Here is a 22,304-nt window from a genome sequence, read left to right as displayed (position 1 = left end):
AACCATTAAATTGGTCACGTAATTCGAATCATCCTTGAGAAATTGAAGCATTTTACCGAAAGAGTTGTGTTAGATAGTGGTAGGTAAAGAAGAGCATCCAAACATACTGTTTGAATGCCTGCCAGTTCTGTTTTTTGAATGGCTACTTCAATGCGCGAAGCTTATTCGCTTGTATTTTTGTACGTAGTTTTACAATCTCAGCTTTAGACGGCATGTTGTCTTTGATTTTGTTTTTCACATCCGACATCGGGATGAAATGCCATTGCCCATCGTGATATTTAACAACGAATGTCTCGCGGTTAATTTCCTCGCGGAATACCCAAACACCATCGTCTAGGCGCTTAAAGTCGCCAACTACATTTCCGCTTGTACCTCGTACAGTCCAAAAAGTCTGATTGGTATCTTTATAGGTTTCTCTTTCTCCGGAGATTTCCTTGTCGCCAGCAGTGATAATGACATGGCTATCACGGATTATTATTTCACCAACACGCTTGTCATCCACATAGATGCTGTAAAGCGTTTCTTCTTCACTAGAGCGTTCTTTTACTGCTCCGATGTGCGCTTCATCAGTATCTTTATTAAAAAATGGAATATCACCCAATTCTGGGATATGGACGAAACCTAAATCTGCTTGTGCAATTTTGTCTTTTAGACTTGGTGCATCAACACCATATTCAGGGTCTGTATTCTCATAACCGCCATCGTTATCGGTATCATCTTGTCCAAAACCGGGATCGATATTTTCAAAACCATAGTCGCCGTCAAATTGAGGTTGTGCTGGTTCAGATGTCCCACCTGATGAACAGCCAGCTAAAACAGCAGTAAGCACAAGAGCGATAAGTGATTTGTTCATGATATTTCCTATCGTTTATTTAATTCATAAGAAGCTGATGACTGCACACCATTCCAAGATAAGTGGGCGAACAAACAAAATTGTCCTAAGCGTTGCTGCATCGCTTGAGGTTGTACGATACGCAAGCAGCAACGTTCAATAAATAAACGGAAGTATAGGTTTAACATCACGTCTGGCTATGTATTTTAACTTCGAAAGAAAGCCATAGAATATAAATGCCTCGTTGGTTGGTAGGAAATGAAGTTTTGATAGCCTTCTTGCTACAAAATATTTTGTTCGATATTTACTCATTCGAACGAAATGTACGCATTTTAAGTTTGCTGTAAATCAGAAACACGCAAACGAAAATATGAAGCGCAGTCTAATTAAATGAAACTAAAATGCTGTATTTAAAGTTATTTATTGTTAATGGATATCTCTATCACAGAAATTAATCCTGAAGCACATACAATGCCCGTGATTTCGAATGAGCGTTTTATTTTTTTCGTTCGAGCATTTTAAAATTTCTATCGCCCAATAATTATGAGGTTCCTATGTTTGGAATATTCAAACCCATGGCGCATATCGATCGCTTATCATCAGATAAGATTGATAGCACCTACACACGTTTACGATGGCAGCTTTTTCTCGGCATCTTTGTTGGTTATGCGGGTTACTACCTAGTCCGAAAAAACTTCAGTTTGGCGATGCCATACCTGATTGAACAAGGGTACAGCCGAGGAGAGCTAGGGGTTGCTTTGGCCGCTGTATCAATCGCTTACGGTTTATCTAAGTTTCTGATGGGAAGCGTTTCTGATCGATCTAATCCTCGTTACTTCCTCAGTGGCGGCTTGTTAATGTCGGCATTGGTTATGTTCTGCTTTGGTTTTATGCCATGGGCAACAGGCAGCATTACTGCAATGTTTATCCTTCTGTTCTTGAATGGTTGGTTCCAAGGTATGGGGTGGCCGGCTTGTGGGCGAACCATGGTGCACTGGTGGTCACGGAAAGAACGTGGCGAGATAGTGTCGGTATGGAACGTGGCGCACAATGTTGGCGGCGGATTGATTGGTCCAATGTTCTTATTAGGTCTTTGGGCTTTTAACGACGACTGGCGAACCGCTTTTTATGTTCCTGCATTTTTTGCCACTCTCGTTGCTGTCTTTGTTTGGTTCACAGTAAGAGACACACCTCAGTCTTGTGGCTTACCTCCAATTGAAGAACACAAAAACGATTACCCAGATGACTATGATAAGTCTCATGAGACAGAGATGACGGCTAAAGAAATCTTCTTTAAGTATATATTCTCTAATAAGTTGTTGTGGTCAATTGCTATCGCGAATGCGTTTGTTTACCTGATTCGTTACGGCGTACTCGATTGGGCTCCGGTTTACTTAAATGAAGCGAAAGATTTCTCAGTAGATAAATCGTCTTGGGCTTATTTCTTGTACGAGTGGGCAGGTATCCCTGGCACTTTATTGTGTGGTTGGATTTCAGATAAGTTGTTTAAGGGCCGACGCGCACCTGCAGGGATCCTGTTCATGGTTCTCGTGACTGTCGCTGTGTTGGTGTACTGGCTAAACCCAGCAGGCAACCCAACGGTTGATATGCTGGCACTGATTGCGATTGGTTTCCTTATCTATGGCCCAGTAATGCTAATCGGCTTGTATGCGCTTGAGCTTGCACCTAAAAAAGCGGCAGGTACAGCGGCTGGCTTAACTGGTTTGTTTGGCTACCTAGGCGGTGCGGTTGCTGCCAACGCAGTACTTGGCTTTATGGTTGACCATTACGGTTGGGATGGTGGTTTCATTATCTTGGTCGGTGCTTGTGTTGCTTCAATAATTTGTCTGATTTACGCGTTCTTAGGTGAGCGTGCGCACCATAAACAAAAAGAACTAGTGCAACAAAAAGAACCGTTAACTCAGTAGTTTACTAATTAGACAACGTCATACTAATAGACAGCAGAGGCAGGGATATCCTGCCTCTGTGCTATCAAAGGAATAGAAATAATGAAAACAACGTCAATGTGCCTAACTCTTTTAGCACTTAGCTTATCAACCAATGCGTTCGCCGACCCTTTAGTGATTGCTCACCGTGGTGCATCAGGGTATTTACCGGAACACACATTACCGGCTAAAGCACTCGCGTACGCAATGAAACCCGATTACATTGAACAAGATGTCGTGATGACCAAAGACGATCAATTGGTGGTATTGCATGACCACTATTTGGATCGCGTCACCGATGTTGCTGACCGCTTTCCAGATCGCGCACGAGCAGATGGCCGCTATTACGCGATTGACTTTACGCTTGCCGAAATTAAATCATTAAAAGTAACTGAGGGTTTTAACCTCGATGAACAAGGCAACAGAGTGGCAGGGTACCCAACACGTTTCCCTATGTGGCAGTCTGATTTCCGGGTCGCTACTTTTGCAGAAGAAATCGAATTGATCCAAGGCTTAAACAAGACGCTCGGTTATGACGTAGGCATTTATCCTGAAATCAAAGCACCTTGGTTCCACCGTCATGAAGGGAAAGATATCTCTAAAGCCGTGCTTGCTACGTTGAATCAATATGGTTATTTATCGCAAGACGACAAGGTCTATTTGCAGTGTTTTGACGCCAACGAATTGCAACGCATTAATGATGAGTTAATGCCAGCCATGGAAATGGATCTCAAACTTGTTCAGTTGATGGCTTACACCGATTGGAACGAAACCATGACTTACAAGGGCGACAAAGCCACACCATACAGTTACGACTGGATGTTTGAGAAAGGCGGCATGGAAAAGGTCGCTACCTACGCTGACGGCATTGGCCCTTGGAAACCTATGTTGGTAGACGATGCATCGACCAAAGGAAACATCATTATCAAGCCGTTAATGAAATCAGCCAAAGACGCTGGTCTAGACGTGCACCCTTATACGTTCCGTGCTGATCCAGGAAGAATTCCAGCTTACGCTGACAACTTTGATGGCATGTTGGACGTTTTCTACAATCAAGTAAAAGTCGATGGTTTGTTTACCGACTTCCCAGACAAAGCGGTTGATTTCCTTAACCGTTAAGCTATTCAACAATCATAAATAACGAGATACAAAGAGCTAAAAGCAAAGCTTAAAGGTGCTTTTAGTTCTTTCTCTCTAACACCGTTCTCACTCAAACCCCATTTTTAGGTTCTCTAGGTTTACACCGTTCTCACGCCTTGATAGCTTACCGAACACTGCAGTCTGTTGCTTCCTCATTGAGGTGCTCGCTGACTGAACCTTATATTCAAATTGGAAAGATCATGGAAGAAAGAAGCCAGGCTTATCTAGATAACTATCTAAACTCATTGCCAACGGAACTTGCCAAACAATACACCTCATTCAGTGCTGACTATTACTGCGCCGACGAATACAACGCCAACTTGTGTGCACAGCTGATACTGAACGGCGAAAAGCGAGCGTCCTGCGGCCTTGAATATTGGTACACCCATGAAGGTGAGACTAGGCCGATTATAGGCCACCTACAAGTCGTCACTGATTGGAATGGCAAGCCTATCTGCATCGTTGAAATCACCTCAGTTTCATCGTGTCCATATAATGAAGTCACGGCTGAATTTGCTGCCGCTGAGGGCGAGGGTGACAAATCCTTAGAATGGTGGAAGAAAGCGCACTGGAACTTCTTCTCTCGTGAGTGTGAAGAACTCAAGATCACTCCATCTGAAGACATGATGTTGATGCTTGAACACTTCAAAGTGGTGTATAAGTAAAGAGAGTTTGATTGAATCACTATACGTGGCATTTTATGTTTAAGGTTAGTGCTCAACAAACAGTAACAAGGTAGATAACAATGAGCTTAACCGTTAGAGAAGTTACAATAGATGATGCACAAGGCATTATTGATGTGTTGAACCCAATCATAATCGAAGCACGTTATACCATCTTGGATCAGACCTTTTCTGTTGATGAAGAGAAGGCGTTTATCGAGTCATTCCCTGAGCGCGGCGTGTTTAGTGTCGCGGTAAACGAGCAAAATACACAAATACATGGCTTTCAAAACGTAGAGCCGTTTGCCTCTTACACGAAAGCCTTTGACCACGTAGGTATTATTGGGACTTATGTTGACGCAAACAGCCGTGGGCAAGGCGTCGCAAAGCAGTTATTTGAACATACATTCCAAGTAGCAAAAGCCAAAGGCTACGAAAAACTATTTGCTTATGTGCGAGCAGACAACGAACGTGCATTAGCGGTTTACTTAAAGCAAGGCTTTGAAACTGTTGGGACAGCTAAGAAACATGGCAAGATTGGAGACCAGTACTTTGATGAGATTCTAATCGAGAAGTTCTTTTAAGTACGACTAAAAGTTCGTAACATCATCGATGTAGGAGACATGATGACCAACGCTACAAAAGTAACAGCTCCAACCAAGCTGACCAAAACCGTCCTATTCGATTGGGGCAATACGCTGATGATCGACTTTCCAGACGCACCAGGGAAAATGTGTGACTGGGAAACAGTAGAAGAAGTGAGTGGAGCACAAGCCTTACTCTCTGAATTGTCGAAACATCACAACATCTACATCGCGACCAATGCGGCCGATTCCAGTAAGGATGACATCATCCGTGCGTTTGAACGTGTCGGTTTGTCTCAATATATTAATGGTTATTTCTGTAAGGCGAGTATTGGGTTATCTAAATACGATTCGGGTTTCTATCCCGCTATCATTGCTAAGCTCGGTGTTAAACCACAAGACGTCACTATGGTGGGAGATACCCTCGCAAAAGACATCTACCCAGCGTTAGAAGCAGGCTTACAAGCCATTTGGTTAAACTCCAGTGGCAAGAAGCTGAGCGAATCAGATCTTGCAAATGTCGTGCAGATTCAATATTTGAGTGAGCTGTTGGAGATGTCGTTATAACTAAGTTTAATTGCGGCTATGGCTTAGCTTTTCTAAGCTGAAAACCCACTTTAAAGCTTGATGATTTTGACGCAGGCATCTCATTTATTCGCTCCTTGATCCTCTAAGCTAACTCTAGTTTCCATTAAGAGGACTAAGTTATGAGTATCGAACGTCATGGAATATCGGTTGGGATTGAACGTGTTAGCGGTGAAACAATCATTGTGTTTAAAGCGAAAGGAAAGCTCACGCACGACGATTATCAAGCAATGATGCCAATCCTAAACACAGCGATAGAAGAGATCGATTCTTCGGCACTGAAGATGTTGGTCGACATATCAACGTTAACGGGTTGGGAACTGCGCGCTGCGTGGGACGATTTCAAACTTGGGCTAGAGCTTAATTCTAAGATCGACAAGATAGCGATTTATGGCGACAAAAATTGGCAGGAACTCGCTTCAAAAGTAGGAAGCTGGTTTGTGTCTGGCGAGATAAAATCGTTCGAAGAACACGACTCCGCTATTGAATGGCTCATTGATTAATTCAACCACAGTTCAGTTCTTATGACAGCCGGTGAGTATTCTATTGAAGGCTGTGGTTTATCGACGCCAAAATCAATTTCCTAAGCAATTCAATAGAATATGTTCACTGCTGCATGTAACATGCGCCTGCCGCGATGCGATCGTACTAACCAGAATAATAAACACAATAACAAGGTCTAAGAACATGAATAAGGTAATTGATAAGCTCGCTTGGATATTCATTAAAGACGGTAAGCTTTTGATGGTGAGATCAAAAGGCAAGGAACTGTTCTACCTTCCGGGCGGAAAGCGCGAAGCGGGGGAAAGTGATGAGCAAGCGCTAGTACGCGAAATCAAAGAAGAAATTTCGGTCGACTTGGTGCCTAACTCCATCAAATACGTAGAGACATTTACTGGCCAAGCCGATGGCAAAGCAGAAGGTGTTTCCGTTCAGCTTACTTGTTACCTTGCTGAATACGCGGGTGAATTATCACCAGACGCTGAAATTGAAGAGCTAAAATTTGTCGATGGTAATGACAGGGCGGTATGTTCGCTGGCTGCTTTGGTTGCTGTTGACTGGTTAGAGGCGAACCAGTTTCTTCCGCTAGTTAATAGTTAATAGTTAATAGTTAATAGTTAATAGTTAATAGTTAATTCGAAGGTTGATCCTTAAAGATCAACCTTTATGAAAAGCTTGAAGGGCGGCTATCTTTCATTAAAAAGTCGAGTCTCCTTTGAGCTTTTTTCGTATCTTGTAAATCCACCACCTCAATCATCTCGCATTCATCTATTACCATCTCATTGATTAAGCTTGGATAATGACGACAGTCTTCTGGGCGGTCTAAATAGATACTGCATGTATATTTAGCTTGAACATTCTTATCTTTGGTAGGAACAACTTCTAGGAAAGGGCAACGACTTAAGCGTTCGCCAGATTTAGGATCAAACCAGATCTCACTACCTCGAACATATTCAAAAATGTCTGGATTGAACAGTTCCCACAAATCGATTTCTTCTTGAGTTGCGGCAAGGTCACCATCTCCATATTTGATACAGCATTTTCCGCATTGATTACAATTTTTCATTAATGACTTCATTGGTTGGTGAGCTTTTTTCATTTTACCACTGATAGGCGTGGCACGTTGATTTTGTTGTTCATCACTTCGAAACTCAAAGGAACCACCTCATCTGATACTCATTTATCTAAGTCACAACACTGCAAACAAGGCTGTAAACAGTGATACAATTTACGCCTAGCAAGTTATTAAACAAAGGTATAAAAATGAGAACCGTATACACCACCGAAGGCGACATTAACGCAAAGAAACAAAAAGACGCTTACCCAAAGCTAGCGCTATGTGATAACTGCGTTCGAGACTATGTGGTGATTGCTCAAGGTGAACGTACCTACAAGCCTTGTGCGAAATGTGGTGCAGACGATTAATGCGCCTTGATAAATACCTTTGTAAAAGCACGGAACTGACCAAGCTAGAAGCGATTGAACGAATCCAGAATGGCGCGGTGATTGTAAACAGTGAAACTGTGACAGATGAATCGACTCAGGTTCATGAAAGCAACGACATTCAGCTGAACGGAACAGCGCTTGAACTGCGTGAGTTCCAATATATCTTGATGCACAAACCTGCGGGCACCATCTGTTCAAATATCGACGAAGTGTACCCATCGCTTTTCAATTACTTAGACTTAGATAAAGCATCTGAATTGCACATCGCAGGGCGGTTAGACGCCGACACTACCGGTTTAGTGTTGATCACCGATGATGGCCGTTGGTCTTTCAATATCACATTGCCGACTAAGTCGTGTAAAAAGGTCTATCGCGTGACATTGTCACGCGATATCAAAGACGATGTCGCAGATAAGTTCAAAGCGGGGGTTCAGCTGCAAGGTGAGAAATCACCAACGCGCCCCGCAGAACTAGAAGTGATTAGCCCGAAAGAAGTATTACTAACCATTACAGAAGGTAAGTTTCACCAGGTTAAACGAATGTTTGCTGCAGTAGGTAACCGCGTTGTCGGGCTTCACCGAGAGCAAATAGGCGAAGTAAGCTTGGATGTCGAAGAAGGCCAGTGGCGATACCTCACTAACGATGAAGTTGCGTCTTTTTCCAGTCACTGAAAACCAATTAAAGAATAAGCCTAGCTAGATAATTAGGCTTCAAAGCCATAAGAAAACCAGAAGGAAAGGTGTGTCATGGAAAACCTGAAAGTCGCAGAAATAAAGTCGTTTGTCCCCGCGAAAGATTTCGATTTGTCTAAGCGTTTCTATCAAACTTTAGGCTTTGAAATCATGTCTGAATTCCATGATATCGTCTATTTTCGTCACGGCGATTATGCATTCCTTTTACAAGATTTTTACGAACCTGCGCACTGTCACAATTACATGATGCACTTGCTGGTGGAAGACGTAAAAAGTTGGTATCAACACGTCCAAAACTCTAATCTAGTGGCGGAATTTGAAGTTACCGTTACCGAGGTTGTAGAACAGCCTTGGGGAATGCTTGAGTTTTGTATCACTGACCCAAGTGGCGTGCTATGGCGTGTTGCCGAGAACATAAGGCCACGTTAATTCATCCAACTTGCATTGAGGCCAGTGAAACTTCAAATTATCCATATGTCGTTTTATTTTTATACCGAGAGTCGGTAATGATCAAATGGGTTCAAACATGGATATAAAGGCTAAAATGCACAACCAAGACATTTATTACTGTGACGATGTTGATTTGGTTGCTGAGCAAACACAATGCTTAGAAGTGCTTTATGACTTCAACCACACTCGCCCGAGTGAAGGTGAAAAACGCCAACAGATCATGAAGCAGCTATTTGCTGAAGTGGGTGAAGGTTGCTACATCGAGCCACCGTTACATGCCAATTGGGGGCGACATACGCACCTAGGCAATAACGTATATGTGAACTTTAACCTAACTCTGGTCGACGATACTGACGTATTCATTGGTGATAACGTGATGATTGCGCCTAACGTAACTATCGCGACAGGCACACATCCCATTAGCCCTGAACTTAGGCTCAAAGCCGCGCAGTTCAATGTTCCCGTTCGCATCTGTAAGAACGTATGGCTTGGCGCGCACACAGTAGTGCTTCCAGGAGTCACCATTGGTGAAAATTCAGTAATAGGTGCGGGCAGCATAGTCACTAAAGACATCCCAGCCAATGTGGTCGCAGTTGGCAATCCGTGTCGTGTGGTACGTGAAATCAGCGAAAACGATCGAGAGTTTTACCATAAAGACCGCCGCATTCCTGATGAACTAAAGTAAGCGCTTTTTCACTTAGCTGAAATTAGCTGTGACATAAGCCATTGTTATGCAATGGCTTGGTTGTATATTGATTGCATATCTTAGAAACTAGACAGAATTATTCAGGATTTAAGTGCAAAATTTTTCGGTCTGATAGCTGTTGTGCGAATGGAGATAACAATGTCTTCTATATCAAAAAATAAAGACGATTTAGAGCTGGCGATAAACTCAATTTTCCCCAAGCTAATGTCGGATTATCGTCAAATACCTGAAGACCGGTCTCGTCAAATCGGTGTTGAAGGGAATGTTAAGGGTACGCTAATCAGTGTCTGTGACACGGCAGCTTACTTGATTGGTTGGGGTCAACTTGTGCTCAAGTGGTATGCCCTGAAGTCACAAGGTAAACACGTAGACTTTCCCGAAACTAACTACAAATGGAACGAGTTAGGTTTGTTGGCTGAAAGCTTTCATCGCAAGTATCAAGATTGGGTCTACGAAGACTTGCTTATTGAGCTGGAATCCACGACAGACAAAGTTCTCTTGTTAATTTCAACCTTGAGTGATGGTGAGTTGTATGGTGTCGAATGGTATGAGCAGTGGACACTCGGTAGGATGATTCAATTTAACACATCTTCACCAATGAAAAACATGCGAACAAAGGTTCGGCGTTTCAGCCGAGAATGCACAAAACAAATTGTTCAAGCTGACAGTTGACAATCGTCATTTTTGGTTTGGGTCGGCTTAAGTGTTTACGGTGTAATAGTCTAGTCTAGTCTAGGTGTTGCTCAAGACTTGGCGCAGCGTTAGGCTTTTTTCAAACATGGAGTGAAAATATGGAGTCAGATTTTTCAACACTTGCGACAACCGATTACGGAAACATATTAAGTAACGACCATTTTATCAACTTTAGCATTCGTCCTCTTTGGCAGGGTATGCCGCGAATTGTTGGAGAAGCTTTTACTGTTCAGTTAACTTCTGGTGATAATTTAATGCTTCATTCTGCAATATACGAAGCACCAGAAGGTTCTATCATTGTTGTGGATGGAGTTGATAGCGAATACGCAGTAGCCGGCGGGAATGTATGTGCAGTCGCTAAGAGTCGAGGTATCAAAGGCTTTATTATTGATGGTGTTATTCGAGATTTGAGTGAAATTTCAGATATGAAGTTTCCAGTTTTTGCGAAAGGTGTTCATCCAGTGCCGGGAAATAAGGGGGTCTATTCTGAATTGGGTGCTCCAATCACTTGCGGGGGAGCAAAGGTCTCTACGGGAGATATCATTGTTGCTGATGTTGAGGGTATTGTCGTTATTCCTAAATCAAGAAAAGATGAAGTGTTTTTAATGGCTTCAAAGAAAGCAAGTAAAGAAGCGTCATTAACGCTCGCTGAGTGGGAAACGAGTCATAGGGCTAAAATAGCCCAAGCAATAACTTCTGCGAAACAAAAAACTTAAGTAGTGCTGCAAGTTGACTTGTAACGCGTGGTATTTTTCATCGATTAACAAGCATTAGACGACAACGAATAAATTCATCGATCCATGGAGAAGACAGTAATCGTAAGGACTGCGACGAAGTATGAAAATAACGACGCTGGTTGATAATATTCGACTGGATAATCGGAAAGACTTAACCGTTGAGCGCGGGCTGTCACTGCATATTGAAACCGAGACACTAAAGATCTTGTTCGATATGGGAAGTGGCGATACGTTTTGTCAAAATCCACCATTGCTGGGTGTTGATAGGTCGCGATGAATAAACAAAAACTAAAGAACCTCATTCAACAAGTTCCAGAGTTAATCGAAACAGCCAAAACATGTCGTGAAGTGGGCTTGCCAAACTTCTATATTGCAGGCGGTGCTATCACTCAAATCATCTGGAATGATATCGAAAACAAACCACTTCTAGACCAAGTTAAAGACTTCGATGTTGTCTATTTCAATAATGCTTCAATCATCACTGAGGATGAGTTCAAAAACCGCATTCGTTCGCGGTTAAGTCATTGTGTCGACGTGGACGTAAAGAACCAAGCGACGATTCATGATCGTTATGCTAAGAAGTTTGGTTGCTTCATTCAGCCATACGTACGTGTTGAGCAAGGTATCGAGTCTTGGCTCTCTGCATTTGCTATCGCGTTTACTTTGGATGATTCAGGCGACATCAAGTTGTTTACCCCATACGGTGTAGACGACGCATTTGATATGCTGATTAAACCGAATAAGCGAGCAATGACAGAAGCAAATTACAACAAAATGACCACTGGCTATAAGGCTCGATGGCAGCAAGTGAAAGTGCTCCCTTGGGGTTGATTGATAGAATATTAAGGAGTTTTAGGTGAGTCAGGAAGTAATAGTAGGTGTAGCTGCGGTTATTCTACGTGAAGGACGAGTGTTACTTGGAGATCGAATTGGTTCCTATGGGGCTCATACGTGGGCAACGCCGGGCGGACACCTTGAATGGGGTGAAAGCATTGAAGAGTGTGCTAAACGTGAAACACTCGAAGAGACTGGCTTGGTCGTTAGTGCATTTGAGAAGCTCACTTTTACCAATGATATTTTTGAGAAAGAGAACAAGCACTATATAACGCTGTTTGTTGTTGCTTCTGATGCTAGCGGCGAACCAGAGGTAACAGAACCTGATAAATGTAAGCAATGGAAATGGTTTAAGCTAGATGAGTTACCTAAGCCATTGTTTCTTCCTCTGACGAATTTGCTTAACGATCCGGTCATTCTTGGGAAGTTAGCGCAGTAAAACAAATTGTTAGGCCGTTGCTATGTGAATACAGGAAACAATCAAATGGAATTAAAGTGTCACTGCGGAAATGTGCGTTTAGATCTGAGCTCGCTTCCAGACGAAGTCGGGGAGTGTAATTGTTCTATCTGTCGTCGTTATGCTGCCGTTTGGGCGTATTTTTCTCCGGAGCAAGTTCAAATCAACTTGAGCGAGAAAACTGAGTTTTATTGTTGGGGCGATAAAGAAGTCGAATTTCATCGCTGCAAGTTATGTGGATGTTTAACGCATTACGTAACGACAGAGAAATGCTCCGCAGATATCTTGGCTGTGAACATGAGAATGGCCGAAAATGAAGTGCTTGCAAGCATCCCAGTTCGTAAGATCAACGGCGCAGCGTACTAAGTCAACTAACAAGGTACTTTCACCGTGTCTTGCTTTATTGAAACGGTAGATTTAGTCGTATTAAGGAGAAGTTCGATGTTCAAGTGTCCAAATTGTGGGGCGTCGGTTTCTATTAAAGAGAAATCGAAGCTACATCCTTCCAAGCACATGCCATGTAAACAATGCGCTCAAGTATTTAAGCCTTTTACTATTTATTACTATTCACTCTTTTTTATTGCCCCTTTTACGGTTTCGATTTCAATGAATTATGCAGGGTTTAGCACTTTAGGTGCCATGGTGCTTAGTTTTACATTGTTTTACGTGCTGTTAGTGTGTCAGCCAATAAAGAAAGTAACGCAATAGCCCTCTAGCATTAAAAGAAGATGACTAATCAGCAATAAAATAATGAGACAGGTAAATCATGACATCACGAGTAGTTCCAGAGCTTTATTGTTTCGATATTAATGTGAGCAAATCTTTCTTTGTCGATGTGTTGGGATTGCGGGCAAAAGTCGAAAATGGCTATCGGGTGATCTGGAGTTACCTTTAGGGCGTGGCGTTAACTTTCAATGGGATGTTATCGATATCGAACCTCTATATCAGAGAGTTAACGAAAGCGCCGCTGATTCTATTTACTTAACGTTAGAGTCAAAGTCTTATCAATGTGGGGATTCGATCGCGACTCAGAAGCAGTTCATAGTCTAAACCCCAGACGGTTATCTCTTTAGGTTTTGCCAAGATATTCTTTAACACATAAATCTTATTGGCTACTCATTTATTGCGAGAAACACGGCTAACTAAACAACCTCATAAACAGAGAGAGTAAAGTGGTAAACATTCGGGAAATGGTAATTTCAGACTATGATGCGGTAATCGCATTGTGGTGTCAGACAGAAGGCATGAGCATCAGGGACGCGGATTCGAAAGAGAGTATTTCACGTTATCTAGAACGTAATCCCGGTTTAAGTTTTGTCGTGGAAAATGAAAACGAAATTGTTGGTGCCGTATTAGTAGGTACTGACGGACGCCGGGGTTACTTACAACATTTGGCTGTTTCCCCTAAGTTTCGAGGGCAAAGGCTAGGGTGTGAATTAGTTGCAAAAGCAGTCGACTCACTTTCTAAACTAGGCATCCCTAAGACGCACTTATTTGTATACAACGACAATGTGAACGCACAACAGTTTTATGAAAAGTTAGGCTGGTTTCCACGAGACGAAGTTCGAATGTATTCGTTTAATAGTTCGAGCAATGGCAACGTCTAGCGTTTGATATTACCCCTTCGACAGCGCATTTCATTCCCGTACTGGCTAACTCTTATATGTAGCTAGGTCTCATTGTTTAGCGACATGCTGATGATAGTGTTGTTTCATATCTGAATTTTATATAATATAAATTTACTTTATTTATCAATGCCATAAAATTCACTTTCGAATCACGCTATTGGATTGGTACTCGGTTTTATGTTTGTGATGCCATTAGCTTAGGTCCTTTGTTACATAAACTAGGTCATGTTTTTCCTCAATTACTTTTTTGGTCAGCAAGTTTAGTCTTGCGCTTACCCCAATGTCGATCTTACGTGAGTTTAAAGGACACAAGTATGAAGACGTTTTTAGCGATACTTTTCGCCATGTTTTGTTTGGTCTCAATTCATACGCAAGCGAATGATCGCCAACTAAAACAAGCTTATGAAAATCACCAAAGTGACGTTCAAGTTCATGGTTCAGGTACGGTTTATAGAATTCTGCCTGATGATAACAAAGGCTCTCGGCACCAAAAGTTCATTCTACGTCTCGACAGTAAGCAAACCTTGTTGGTAGCTCATAATATCGATTTGGCACCACGTATACCGAATCTAAAACGTGGGGACAGAGTCGAGTTTTACGGTGAGTATGAATGGAACGATAAAGGTGGAGTGATGCATTGGACTCACCGAGACCCACGTAACAATCATGCTCATGGTTGGTTAAAACACCAAGGCAAAGTGTACGACTAAGGTGTACCTCACTAATGATGGTAAATGATTCGTTATGCGCGACATTTATATCAATCTGATGTGGTGTTTTAAAAATCATTGCTGAGTCGCTGATTACTATTTTAGTGTAATGAGGCGCCGTTACTTATTGGTTTTTTAAGGTAGGGATTATTTGTGCAGAAAATGGAGTTTGTTCGAATCTTATTGATAGAAAACGGTGTGAAACCTCAATTAACGAATCCATACTTTTACTTGTGGTGGAAGTTACTTCGTATTGAAGCGAAGCCTCGGATATTTGAAAGCCCGTTTAAGTTGTTTTTTCTTCAAGCTATATTTGGCTCTGTTTTTTGGGGTGGGTTTATGTGGTTGGTATTTTGGCAATTTGAAGGTTTCACAATATTTCAAGTGTATTGCTCTTTGTTCTTTGGTGTATCTACCGGGCTATGTTCTGCTCTTGAGGTGGCTAGAACACGTCGGAAGTATGGATTCAGCACGCTAGAACAGTGGCTTGAAGATAATGACCTTGCAGAGAGCTAACGACACATGAGGTATAAAATTTGAAGAAGTTAATGTCGTTTATTGTTTTATCCAATCTTGTCACATTTGGAACTGTTTATGCGCTTGAGTGGCAATTTGGTTATCTTTCTATTCACTTTTTAAGTGACTATGCATTTTATACTATGCTGGTACTCCTTGGATTAGGAACGCTGTTTTCGTTTACTGGACATACCGTTGGATATAGTGATCCAAGTAATGTGGCTGGAGTGACTGCGAGTAGTCTGATCGATAATGATTCAGCAAAAACGACGGTAGTGAATAAGCTGGAAAGCACGAACTTAGGAAGCCGTTTCTTGATCGCCAGCTTAATACCTTTGGTTTTTTGTGTGTTTGCATAACTTTATTGTTCCACGACCTATTAACGGGGTGTTTCGCTAATAATGTCGCTAGGCTCATTCTATATTTTTTTAAATGAATCCAATTGACATCTTACTTTCAATATATGAGAGTGGTTGTATGAAAACTAATCTAAAGCACGTTAATCACCGAATTATCATCATTCCATAGGAATGGTGGGATTTGATGCGCTCTAGATTAATCAACCCACCCGTAAAGGTGGGTTTTTTGTATCTATCTTTCGGGGGACGAGACTCTTGGAGAAGTTTACATGAAAAAAGTAGCCGTTTTTGGTAAGCCAGGCAGTGGAAAATCGACAGTAAGTAAAGCACTCGCTTCTGCCACCAATTTGCCACTTCATCAATTAGACTCCTTGGTATACAAACCAAGTGGTGAATTAGTCGATAAAGAAGTATTCAAAGACGTTCATGATAAAATAGTGAGTTCAGAAACGTGGATCATAGATGGGCTAGGGCCTATCAGTTTGTTCTATAACCGTTTAGATGAAGCCGACACGCTCGTTTATATCGACCTGCCTTATTCAGTCAGTTATTGGTTTGTCACAAAGCGTTTGCTTAAAGGGTTATTCGTAAAACCAGAAGGCTGGCCTGAAGGAAGTTCGGTTTTTAAAGGCACATTACAAAGCTATAAAATACTAAAACTGTGCCCAAAGTTTTGGAACGATGAATTCATGATTAAGCTACTTGAAAAATATCCAATGAAAGAGGTCCATGTAATCAAAACCGTTGCGGAGTTAAATGATTTTGTATCGAAAAGCGTTATGAAGGAACAGCGATGATTCAAAGTATCTATGATGGAATGTGGGAAAGGTTCAAAGTAGCTTCTGAAAAGAACGAACACGAGCTTGATCTAAACCTGTTAGACCAAATGAATGATACGCGAAGAGGTGTGACCGCTTTGGCCTATCTGAATCAAGGATCTCAAGCCGTTCTGGACGAAATTCTGAGTTTCCAAAGAACAGTCCAACAAATAGAACCTGATCAATATTATCATCCACTCGATGAACTGCATCTTACCGTCTTATCTGTTATCTCTTGTGTTCCCGAATTCGAACTGAATCAAATCAACGTCAAGGCCTATGTCGAAATATTCTCAAAAGTTCTGCGCGATGCTGATCCAGTAGAGATCAATTATCGCGGTATTACGGCATCACCTAATTGCATTGTAATTCAAGGGTTTCCGGTTGCTGATACTCTGGAGAAAATCCGAGATGATCTTCGAGAACAACTTAGTCGTGCCGGTTTGAGAGTGAGTTTCGATAGTCGTTATAAACAGGTCACGGCGCATAGTTCGTTAATTCGTTTTCGAGTCCCGATTAGTGATGGACCGCAACTTCTCGCATTGTGTCAGCCATATCGTGACCACGAATTTGGTAGCATTGTCCTTACAGATTTCGAGTTGGTATTTAATAACTGGTATCAAAACCTAGCGGTAACAACGTTATTGGCTCGTTGTTCGTTGGAATCTGAAGTTCAAATACAATCAATGTCTTATTTTTAAGTACTAGGGATTATGACAAAAATATACTTTGTATGTGGCTTTATTGGTTCAGGCAAAACTACGTATTCCAAGAAACTTGCCGAAGAACACGGCGCTTTTCGCTTTTCCATTGACGAGTGGATGATTCCTCTTTACGGAGAGCACATGGACCGTGAAGTGTTCGACAGTCGTTTGGCTACGCTGCAACAGTTATTCAAAGACTCTGCATCACAACTGTTCTCACTCGGTGTCTCAGTGATCTTCGACTTTGGGTTTTGGACTAAAGCAGACAGAGAAGCTTTTGCCGATTGGGCATTAAGTATCGGTGTCGATAGTGAAGTTCATTATTTGGATGTACCGTTTGATACTTGCAAGCAAAGGGCATTTTCTCGTAATTCAGAACTCAATGGTAAGTCCTATGAAATGACACCAGAAATGATGGTGTTATTTTGGTCTTGGTTTGAAGTCCCAACGTCGAGTGAAAGCGTGGTTTGGGTTCAGTAAGCAAACTCACCAACAATCTAACGTTTTTGAGGGAATATGAAGATTAAACAAATTTCAGGTATGGAAGTCATTCCAGTTAGACATCAGGTCTTATGGCCAGACAAGCCAGCATCGTTTTGTATCGTAGAAGGTGACGAACAAGCAACGCATTACGGCGCGTTTATTGGTGAGCAGTTGGTCTGTGTCGCGTCTATCTATATTCAAGGCAATGAAGCGAGGCTGAGAAAGTTTGCCACGCTGCCTGATTTCCAAGGGCAGGGAATCGGTTCAAACGTGATTGATCATGCAATCTCTAACCTCAAAGATTTAAACATCCAATATTTTTGGTGCGATGCGCGTACAACGGCTTTAGGTTTTTATCAAAAGTTTGGGATGGCTGTAGAAGGCTCTGAATTTGAAAAGTCGGGTGTTGCGTATTACAAAATGTCGGTTCATTGGGAGTAACGGTTCTCTGTAGCTCTGTTAACCCTCCGTATCGCTAAATCATCAACTTAAGTTAAGGAAGCTCATCGTGGAAGAAATAAAAGGCATTCTCCAATTCATGGTCGAAATTGAAAAATTAAAGGATGTTCATCGACAAACAAAGCCAGTTGGATTGGCTCGATATGAAAACTCCGCTGAGCACAGTTGGCACGTCTGTTTGAGCGCGCTCATGTTGAAAGACTATGCCAATGAAGAAATCGATATTACGCGAGTGATGAAGATGTTGCTGATTCATGACCTTGGGGAAATCGATGCCGGAGATACCATCATTTATGCCAGTGAAACCGAAGAAAACAAGCTCAAAGAGAGAAACTGTGTTGAGCGCTTGCTGAAATCATTGCCGAGACATTTAAGAGCCGAGTACTTGGATCTATGGCTTGAGTTCGAAGCGGGTGAGTCACCGGAAGCCAGATTTGGTAAGGCGATCGATAGAGTGCCACCTTTGCTTCATAACATCCATGGAGGCGGTCACAGCTGGAAGAAGCACAACATATCCAAAGACAAAGTACTGAGCTTTAATGGCGAGCGTATTTCTAAAGGCAGTCGTGCTCTATGGAAAGAGCTAGAAGTGCAACTTGAAGCGGCTGCGGACAAAGGGCTATTAAAGTAATAAATTAACTATCTGCCAAGGAATGACAAAGAAGTTTCAACCTAACAACGTTTAAATTAAACTCGGGAATTCATAGTGTTACTTCAGCGTAGCAAGCCCATTGTTAAAGGAATAAGAACCACATGAAAACCACTGCTTTAGCTTTATTGTTACTTAGTGTTTCTGGTAGTGCATTTGCAACCAATAACAATATTGAAGCGATCGATTACCAAGTGTCGGTCACTGTCGAGGATTCCGAATCAAAACGAAGCTTCCCACCTTTCAAGTTTTACTCTTTCGATCAGGAAGTCTCATCTCAAACTGAAAAGTGCATTTATTCGGGTGTTCTTTCTAAGCATGAAGCTAACGCTATTCTACTGGAAGCCAAAATGTCATGCGATTATGAAGATGGTGAGTCTAGCGGAGATATGCCGGTTTTTATTCTTAATAAAGAGGGTGGAGAAGCCAGTATTGAGATTGGAGAAGATGAAGCAAACCTGTGGAAATACACGGTTCTAATTAAAGCGCTTAACTAAATTTCAAGCGATACACGGTTACTCTTTTTGTTCTGCTATCGAACAACGCAATGCCAATTAAAGTAGATGCATGACACATGGTATTATCTTGTGTCTCATTTCTTTCTAATAAAACTCTAATGGACAACAATAAGTTCGAGAACCGAGTGATAAGTTGTTAGTATGCATCAACTTTATAAATGTTGGTTGGCTTATATAAATGCTTGATAATAAGTATATTAAACACCCTTATCACTGTGAACAGTGCAACGCACTTACCCCGCACCTCGCTGTTAACGCTTCCGATGCTCAATCTAAAGCGGACGCTGAATCTGAAAAGAAACAATGGAAACTAGGCGTGTTGATGGAGTACCTGATGACGTTATTGTTTAAAGGTGACCATAATGTTCCCGGTTTTTATGTCGACAGTGATTACGAATACCAGTGTGAAAAGTGTGGGACTAAGTCGTGGCACTGATCGTGTGTTTAACTTTATATTGAACTCTAACCGGTCCAAGTGTTGAATTTGGCTAGCATCAAGAAGAAGCATTTCGATCTTGTTTTGGAGGACAAACGAGTGATATACCCAAAAGCTTTAAATATCGGTGACAAAATCGGATTTTTCTCACCGTCATCGCCTGCAACTGTCTTTGCTCCTAATCGGTTTGCTCGTGCTAAACGCTATTTGGAAGAGCAGGGCTTCATTCTGGTTGAAGGTTCGTTAACTGGAGAGTCAGAAGGTTACCGTTCTGGTTCCATTCAAGCGCGAGCCGAAGAACTCAATCAGCTCATTCGAGACCCTGACGTGCGCTGTATTATGTCGACCATTGGCGGTAACAACAGCAACTCACTCTTGCCATACATCGATTACGACGCCCTTAGAAACGACCCGAAGATCATTATCGGCTATTCAGATGTCACCGCATTATTACTCGGCATTTACGCTAAAACTGGATTGGTGACTTTCTATGGCCCTGCACTCGTTGCATCATTTGGTGAATTCCCACCATTGGTCGACCAAACCTTCCAATCGTTTACCGATATTTTATGTTCGGACTCGAGCCGACATCAGTACACGATGCCTGAGAGTTGGACGGACATTAAACACGATTGGGAAACTCAAGACTCTGCAAAGCCAGTTTACGATAATGAATGGCACTTCATGGGAAGTGGCCAAGTAAGCGGCCGCGTGATTGGCGGGAATTTGAGTACGATGGCGGGGATTTGGGGCAGCGAATACATGCCAGAAATTCAGTCTGGCGATATCCTACTTATCGAAGATTCATTAAAAGGCATTGAAGCTGTCGAGCGTTCATTCGCGCACCTATTGGCTTGCGGAGTATTCGATAGAGTAGGCGCTATTGTGCTTGGCAAACATGAACTGTTTGATGACAAAGGGACAGGGCTAACACCACTCGATGTACTTCTTGAAGTGCTGAATGGTAAAAATGTCCCGATCCTTTATGGCTTCGACAGTTGCCATACCCATCCTATGCTAGTCACGCCCTTAGGTGTGCAAGGTACTATTGATTTTGATGACAAGACATTCAAGCTTCAAAGCCAATGGTTAGCGTCGAATTAGCCTAAACTGATGATAATAAGACGCATTAGAAAAGTGATCCTCTCTGCAAACTGAGAATGGAAACGTGTCTATACTGGTATTGGTTGTGCTGCTTACCTTAAAGTGGCGGTAGAAATGTTGTGTTTAACTAGGCTAACTCTCAGAGGTAACAATGAAAAAATTACTATCACTAGGCGCCGTTTTAATTGCGGCATCATTTTCAGTCGCCGCTTCTGACGGTTTGATTAAGTACCAAAGTAACTACTCGGTAAAAGAAACCGCTGACCGCTTTGAAAATATCGCGAAGAGTAAAGGCTTAACGTTATTTGCAAGAATCGACCACCAGAAAAATGCGAGTGGTATCGATCTTGAATTACGACCAACTGAAGTGATCATTTTTGGGAACCCTAAGGTTGGCACACCATTGATGCAGTGTGAGCAAGATGTGGCAATTGATTTACCACAGAAAGTGCTTGTCACCGAAGATTCGAATAAGAAAGTCTGGTTGTCTTACAACGATCCTAATTACTTGATGGAACGTCATGCAATCAATGGCTGTGATGAAGTGGTTAAGAAGATATCTGGTGTGCTGAGTAAGCTATCGGAAGCGACAATAGCTAAGTAATTACGGTGTCGGATCTGAAACTTCGTTCAACACGATTCTGTTTAATACAATGTTGTACCAAGTCATTTGGCTGAACCGTACAGACAATGCATGAACGATGAAGCCCACCCAATATGGTGGGTTTCTTATAGAGTAGACTGGGTAAATCATCAAGAATTAAGGACATCATGACGTTACGAGTAGTACCTGAACTTTATTGTTTAGACATAGAAGTGAGTAAGTCATTCTTCGTTGAAATCTTGGGGTTTTCGGTTAAATACGAGCGCCCAGAAGAAGCATTTGCTTATCTGACAATGGATGGCGTCGATGTCATGTTAGAAGGGCTTAGTGGAGATAGCCGCAAGTGGGTTACTGGTAAGCTAGAAGCACCATTTAGGCGAGGCGTAAATTTTCAATGGGATGTATCGAACATCGATGCGTTGTATCAACGAGTTTGTATTCAATCTAAAGATTCTATTTACCTAACGCTAGAGTCTAAATCCTACCCATGCGGTGAACGTATTGCGACTCAAAAACAATTCATTGTCCAAACGCCGGATGGCTATCTATTCCGTTTCTGCCAGGATGTTGAATAGTAGACATTGAATGAGTAGACGTTCAAGGCTTGGTATTTTGTAATGTGTTCATTTAAAAAAAATAATGGCCTATTTGAACTAAAGTCTTTGAAATCGAGCGTCGACAAAATATACAACCACCAGCTATAAAAACGTAGCAACATGATTAAAGGAATACTCCAATATGTACGGGAGTGAGAAGACGAGAGCATTCTGCTGTAACTGTAAGGAACTTACACTGCATAGGTACACGATGTTCAGTAGCCAAGTGCAAAAGGCACCACAAGCTGAAGATAAAGAACCGGGCTTACTCCAACGAATTTTATCGGAGCTTCTATCTTTTGGTGTAACAGGCTCGGGCGCGACAGGTGATTACAAATGTACCCAATGTGGAACATATCTGAATACACCAGACAACCTAGACTGAGTTTGTGAGTTTGGCGTAGACAAATAAAAACGGGAAGACCGCAATGATCTTCCCGTTAGGTATTACTTAA

33 protein-coding genes and 2 pseudogenes are annotated in these 22,304 nt (G+C 42.0%); 33 read left to right on the top strand and 2 right to left on the bottom strand.

Going from position 1 to position 22,304, the window contains the following annotated elements; genetic code table 11:
- Positions 1-142: 142 nt before the first annotated feature.
- Complete coding sequence (locus AACW75_RS04180; protein ID WP_145568333.1) at positions 143-853, bottom strand: membrane lipoprotein lipid attachment site-containing protein; 711 nt, start codon at positions 851-853, stop codon at positions 143-145.
- Positions 854-1,386: 533 nt separating this feature from the next.
- On the opposite strand from AACW75_RS04180, the gene glpT reads away from it, so the two are divergent.
- The 7 genes from glpT (at position 1,387) to AACW75_RS04145 (ending at position 6,850) form a co-directional block, all read left to right on the top strand.
- Positions 1,387-2,760, top strand: coding sequence for a glycerol-3-phosphate transporter (glpT, locus tag AACW75_RS04175; protein WP_145568334.1), 1,374 nt, complete (start codon positions 1,387-1,389; stop codon positions 2,758-2,760).
- Positions 2,761-2,841: 81 nt separating this feature from the next.
- A complete protein-coding gene (gene glpQ / locus AACW75_RS04170; protein WP_135458457.1) occupies positions 2,842-3,897 on the top strand; it encodes a glycerophosphodiester phosphodiesterase in 1,056 nt (351 codons plus the stop codon).
- Positions 3,898-4,118: 221 nt separating this feature from the next.
- Positions 4,119-4,583, top strand: coding sequence for an ASCH domain-containing protein (locus tag AACW75_RS04165; protein WP_017074978.1), 465 nt, complete (start codon positions 4,119-4,121; stop codon positions 4,581-4,583).
- An 80-nt stretch (positions 4,584-4,663) separates the two neighbouring features.
- Entirely contained in the window at positions 4,664-5,164 is a 501-nt protein-coding gene (locus tag AACW75_RS04160) for a GNAT family N-acetyltransferase (protein WP_145568335.1), read from the top strand.
- A gap of 42 nt (positions 5,165-5,206) precedes the next feature.
- On the top strand, positions 5,207-5,731 hold the full coding sequence (locus tag AACW75_RS04155; RefSeq protein WP_145568495.1) for an HAD family hydrolase: 525 nt from the start codon (positions 5,207-5,209) through the stop codon (positions 5,729-5,731).
- Between the two features lie 140 nt (positions 5,732-5,871).
- A complete protein-coding gene (locus tag AACW75_RS04150; protein WP_017074975.1) occupies positions 5,872-6,252 on the top strand; it encodes a SpoIIAA family protein in 381 nt (126 codons plus the stop codon).
- A gap of 184 nt (positions 6,253-6,436) precedes the next feature.
- Positions 6,437-6,850, top strand: a complete 414-nt coding sequence (locus AACW75_RS04145) for an NUDIX hydrolase (protein ID WP_145564949.1) — start codon at positions 6,437-6,439, stop codon at positions 6,848-6,850.
- 64 nt (positions 6,851-6,914) lie between these two features.
- On the opposite strand, the gene AACW75_RS04140 is transcribed toward AACW75_RS04145, so the two are convergent.
- Complete coding sequence (locus AACW75_RS04140) at positions 6,915-7,316, bottom strand: YkgJ family cysteine cluster protein (RefSeq protein WP_145568497.1); 402 nt, start codon at positions 7,314-7,316, stop codon at positions 6,915-6,917.
- A 197-nt stretch (positions 7,317-7,513) separates the two neighbouring features.
- On the opposite strand from AACW75_RS04140, the gene AACW75_RS04135 reads away from it, so the two are divergent.
- The 26 genes and pseudogenes from AACW75_RS04135 to AACW75_RS04010 all read left to right on the top strand — a co-directional run bounded on the left by AACW75_RS04135 (position 7,514) and on the right by AACW75_RS04010 (position 22,234).
- Positions 7,514-7,675: a hypothetical protein gene (locus AACW75_RS04135; protein WP_012604036.1), complete on the top strand. Its 162-nt coding sequence runs from the start codon at positions 7,514-7,516 to the stop codon at positions 7,673-7,675.
- Complete coding sequence (locus AACW75_RS04130; RefSeq protein ID WP_145568336.1) at positions 7,648-8,367, top strand: pseudouridine synthase; 720 nt, start codon at positions 7,648-7,650, stop codon at positions 8,365-8,367. The genes AACW75_RS04135 and AACW75_RS04130 overlap by 28 nt, the downstream gene beginning before the upstream one ends.
- 75 nt (positions 8,368-8,442) lie before the next feature.
- Positions 8,443-8,817, top strand: coding sequence for a VOC family protein (locus AACW75_RS04125; protein ID WP_017074972.1), 375 nt, complete (start codon positions 8,443-8,445; stop codon positions 8,815-8,817).
- A 97-nt stretch (positions 8,818-8,914) separates the two neighbouring features.
- A complete protein-coding gene (locus tag AACW75_RS04120; RefSeq protein WP_145568337.1) occupies positions 8,915-9,523 on the top strand; it encodes a sugar O-acetyltransferase in 609 nt (202 codons plus the stop codon).
- Between the two features lie 159 nt (positions 9,524-9,682).
- On the top strand, positions 9,683-10,216 hold the full coding sequence (locus AACW75_RS04115) for a ClbS/DfsB family four-helix bundle protein (protein ID WP_145568338.1): 534 nt from the start codon (positions 9,683-9,685) through the stop codon (positions 10,214-10,216).
- 119 nt (positions 10,217-10,335) lie between these two features.
- Positions 10,336-10,953 (top strand): RraA family protein, encoded by a 618-nt coding sequence (locus AACW75_RS04110; protein WP_145568339.1) that lies wholly within the window; start codon positions 10,336-10,338, stop codon positions 10,951-10,953.
- 121 nt (positions 10,954-11,074) lie between these two features.
- Positions 11,075-11,239, top strand: a pseudogene (locus AACW75_RS04105) (MBL fold metallo-hydrolase); the annotation flags it as partial.
- A gap of 8 nt (positions 11,240-11,247) precedes the next feature.
- A complete protein-coding gene (locus AACW75_RS04100) occupies positions 11,248-11,805 on the top strand; it encodes a nucleotidyltransferase family protein (RefSeq protein ID WP_145568340.1) in 558 nt (185 codons plus the stop codon).
- A 25-nt stretch (positions 11,806-11,830) separates the two neighbouring features.
- Positions 11,831-12,247 (top strand): nucleotide triphosphate diphosphatase NUDT15, encoded by a 417-nt coding sequence (locus tag AACW75_RS04095; RefSeq protein ID WP_145568341.1) that lies wholly within the window; start codon positions 11,831-11,833, stop codon positions 12,245-12,247.
- Between the two features lie 45 nt (positions 12,248-12,292).
- Complete coding sequence (locus AACW75_RS04090) at positions 12,293-12,631, top strand: GFA family protein (protein WP_145568342.1); 339 nt, start codon at positions 12,293-12,295, stop codon at positions 12,629-12,631.
- Positions 12,632-13,031: 400 nt separating this feature from the next.
- Positions 13,032-13,315 (top strand): annotated as a pseudogene (locus tag AACW75_RS04085) (hypothetical protein).
- Positions 13,316-13,437: 122 nt separating this feature from the next.
- Positions 13,438-13,872 carry a GNAT family N-acetyltransferase gene (locus AACW75_RS04080; protein ID WP_145568344.1) on the top strand — a complete coding sequence of 145 codons (435 nt, stop codon included), beginning with the start codon at positions 13,438-13,440 and terminating at the stop codon, positions 13,870-13,872.
- 335 nt (positions 13,873-14,207) lie between these two features.
- Complete coding sequence (locus tag AACW75_RS04075; RefSeq protein WP_145568345.1) at positions 14,208-14,603, top strand: DUF3465 domain-containing protein; 396 nt, start codon at positions 14,208-14,210, stop codon at positions 14,601-14,603.
- A 153-nt stretch (positions 14,604-14,756) separates the two neighbouring features.
- Positions 14,757-15,119, top strand: coding sequence for a DUF6404 family protein (locus AACW75_RS04070; RefSeq protein WP_145568346.1), 363 nt, complete (start codon positions 14,757-14,759; stop codon positions 15,117-15,119).
- A gap of 32 nt (positions 15,120-15,151) precedes the next feature.
- Positions 15,152-15,478, top strand: a complete 327-nt coding sequence (locus tag AACW75_RS04065) for a hypothetical protein (RefSeq protein ID WP_145568499.1) — start codon at positions 15,152-15,154, stop codon at positions 15,476-15,478.
- 269 nt (positions 15,479-15,747) lie between these two features.
- Positions 15,748-16,275 (top strand): adenylate kinase, encoded by a 528-nt coding sequence (locus AACW75_RS04060; protein ID WP_102552474.1) that lies wholly within the window; start codon positions 15,748-15,750, stop codon positions 16,273-16,275.
- Entirely contained in the window at positions 16,272-16,997 is a 726-nt protein-coding gene (locus AACW75_RS04055; protein ID WP_145568347.1) for a 2'-5' RNA ligase family protein, read from the top strand. The genes AACW75_RS04060 and AACW75_RS04055 overlap by 4 nt, the downstream gene beginning before the upstream one ends.
- A gap of 12 nt (positions 16,998-17,009) precedes the next feature.
- Positions 17,010-17,480: an AAA family ATPase gene (locus AACW75_RS04050; RefSeq protein WP_145568348.1), complete on the top strand. Its 471-nt coding sequence runs from the start codon at positions 17,010-17,012 to the stop codon at positions 17,478-17,480.
- 36 nt (positions 17,481-17,516) lie between these two features.
- Positions 17,517-17,924: a GNAT family N-acetyltransferase gene (locus AACW75_RS04045; RefSeq protein WP_145568349.1), complete on the top strand. Its 408-nt coding sequence runs from the start codon at positions 17,517-17,519 to the stop codon at positions 17,922-17,924.
- A 67-nt stretch (positions 17,925-17,991) separates the two neighbouring features.
- The gene (locus AACW75_RS04040) at positions 17,992-18,573 is read left to right on the top strand and encodes an HD domain-containing protein (RefSeq protein WP_145568350.1); all 582 of its coding nucleotides are present in this window, start codon (positions 17,992-17,994) and stop codon (positions 18,571-18,573) included.
- A 122-nt stretch (positions 18,574-18,695) separates the two neighbouring features.
- Entirely contained in the window at positions 18,696-19,088 is a 393-nt protein-coding gene (locus AACW75_RS04035) for a hypothetical protein (RefSeq protein ID WP_017074958.1), read from the top strand.
- Positions 19,089-19,287: 199 nt separating this feature from the next.
- Entirely contained in the window at positions 19,288-19,545 is a 258-nt protein-coding gene (locus AACW75_RS04030) for a hypothetical protein (RefSeq protein ID WP_004733861.1), read from the top strand.
- Between the two features lie 99 nt (positions 19,546-19,644).
- A complete protein-coding gene (locus tag AACW75_RS04025; protein WP_145568351.1) occupies positions 19,645-20,649 on the top strand; it encodes a S66 family peptidase in 1,005 nt (334 codons plus the stop codon).
- A 151-nt stretch (positions 20,650-20,800) separates the two neighbouring features.
- Positions 20,801-21,253: a DUF302 domain-containing protein gene (locus tag AACW75_RS04020; protein ID WP_145568352.1), complete on the top strand. Its 453-nt coding sequence runs from the start codon at positions 20,801-20,803 to the stop codon at positions 21,251-21,253.
- A 167-nt stretch (positions 21,254-21,420) separates the two neighbouring features.
- Positions 21,421-21,828: a bleomycin resistance protein gene (locus tag AACW75_RS04015; protein ID WP_145568353.1), complete on the top strand. Its 408-nt coding sequence runs from the start codon at positions 21,421-21,423 to the stop codon at positions 21,826-21,828.
- 163 nt (positions 21,829-21,991) lie between these two features.
- Positions 21,992-22,234 (top strand): hypothetical protein, encoded by a 243-nt coding sequence (locus AACW75_RS04010; protein ID WP_186437154.1) that lies wholly within the window; start codon positions 21,992-21,994, stop codon positions 22,232-22,234.
- The last annotated feature ends 70 nt before the right edge of the window (positions 22,235-22,304 follow it).

It is taken from the genome of Vibrio sp. L3-7 (genome assembly GCF_963898195.1).
In the GTDB taxonomy this organism is placed as follows: domain Bacteria; phylum Pseudomonadota; class Gammaproteobacteria; order Enterobacterales; family Vibrionaceae; genus Vibrio; species Vibrio echinoideorum.
Note: the sequence above shows the minus strand (reverse complement) of the source record. Positions and strands in the feature narration are given on the sequence as shown.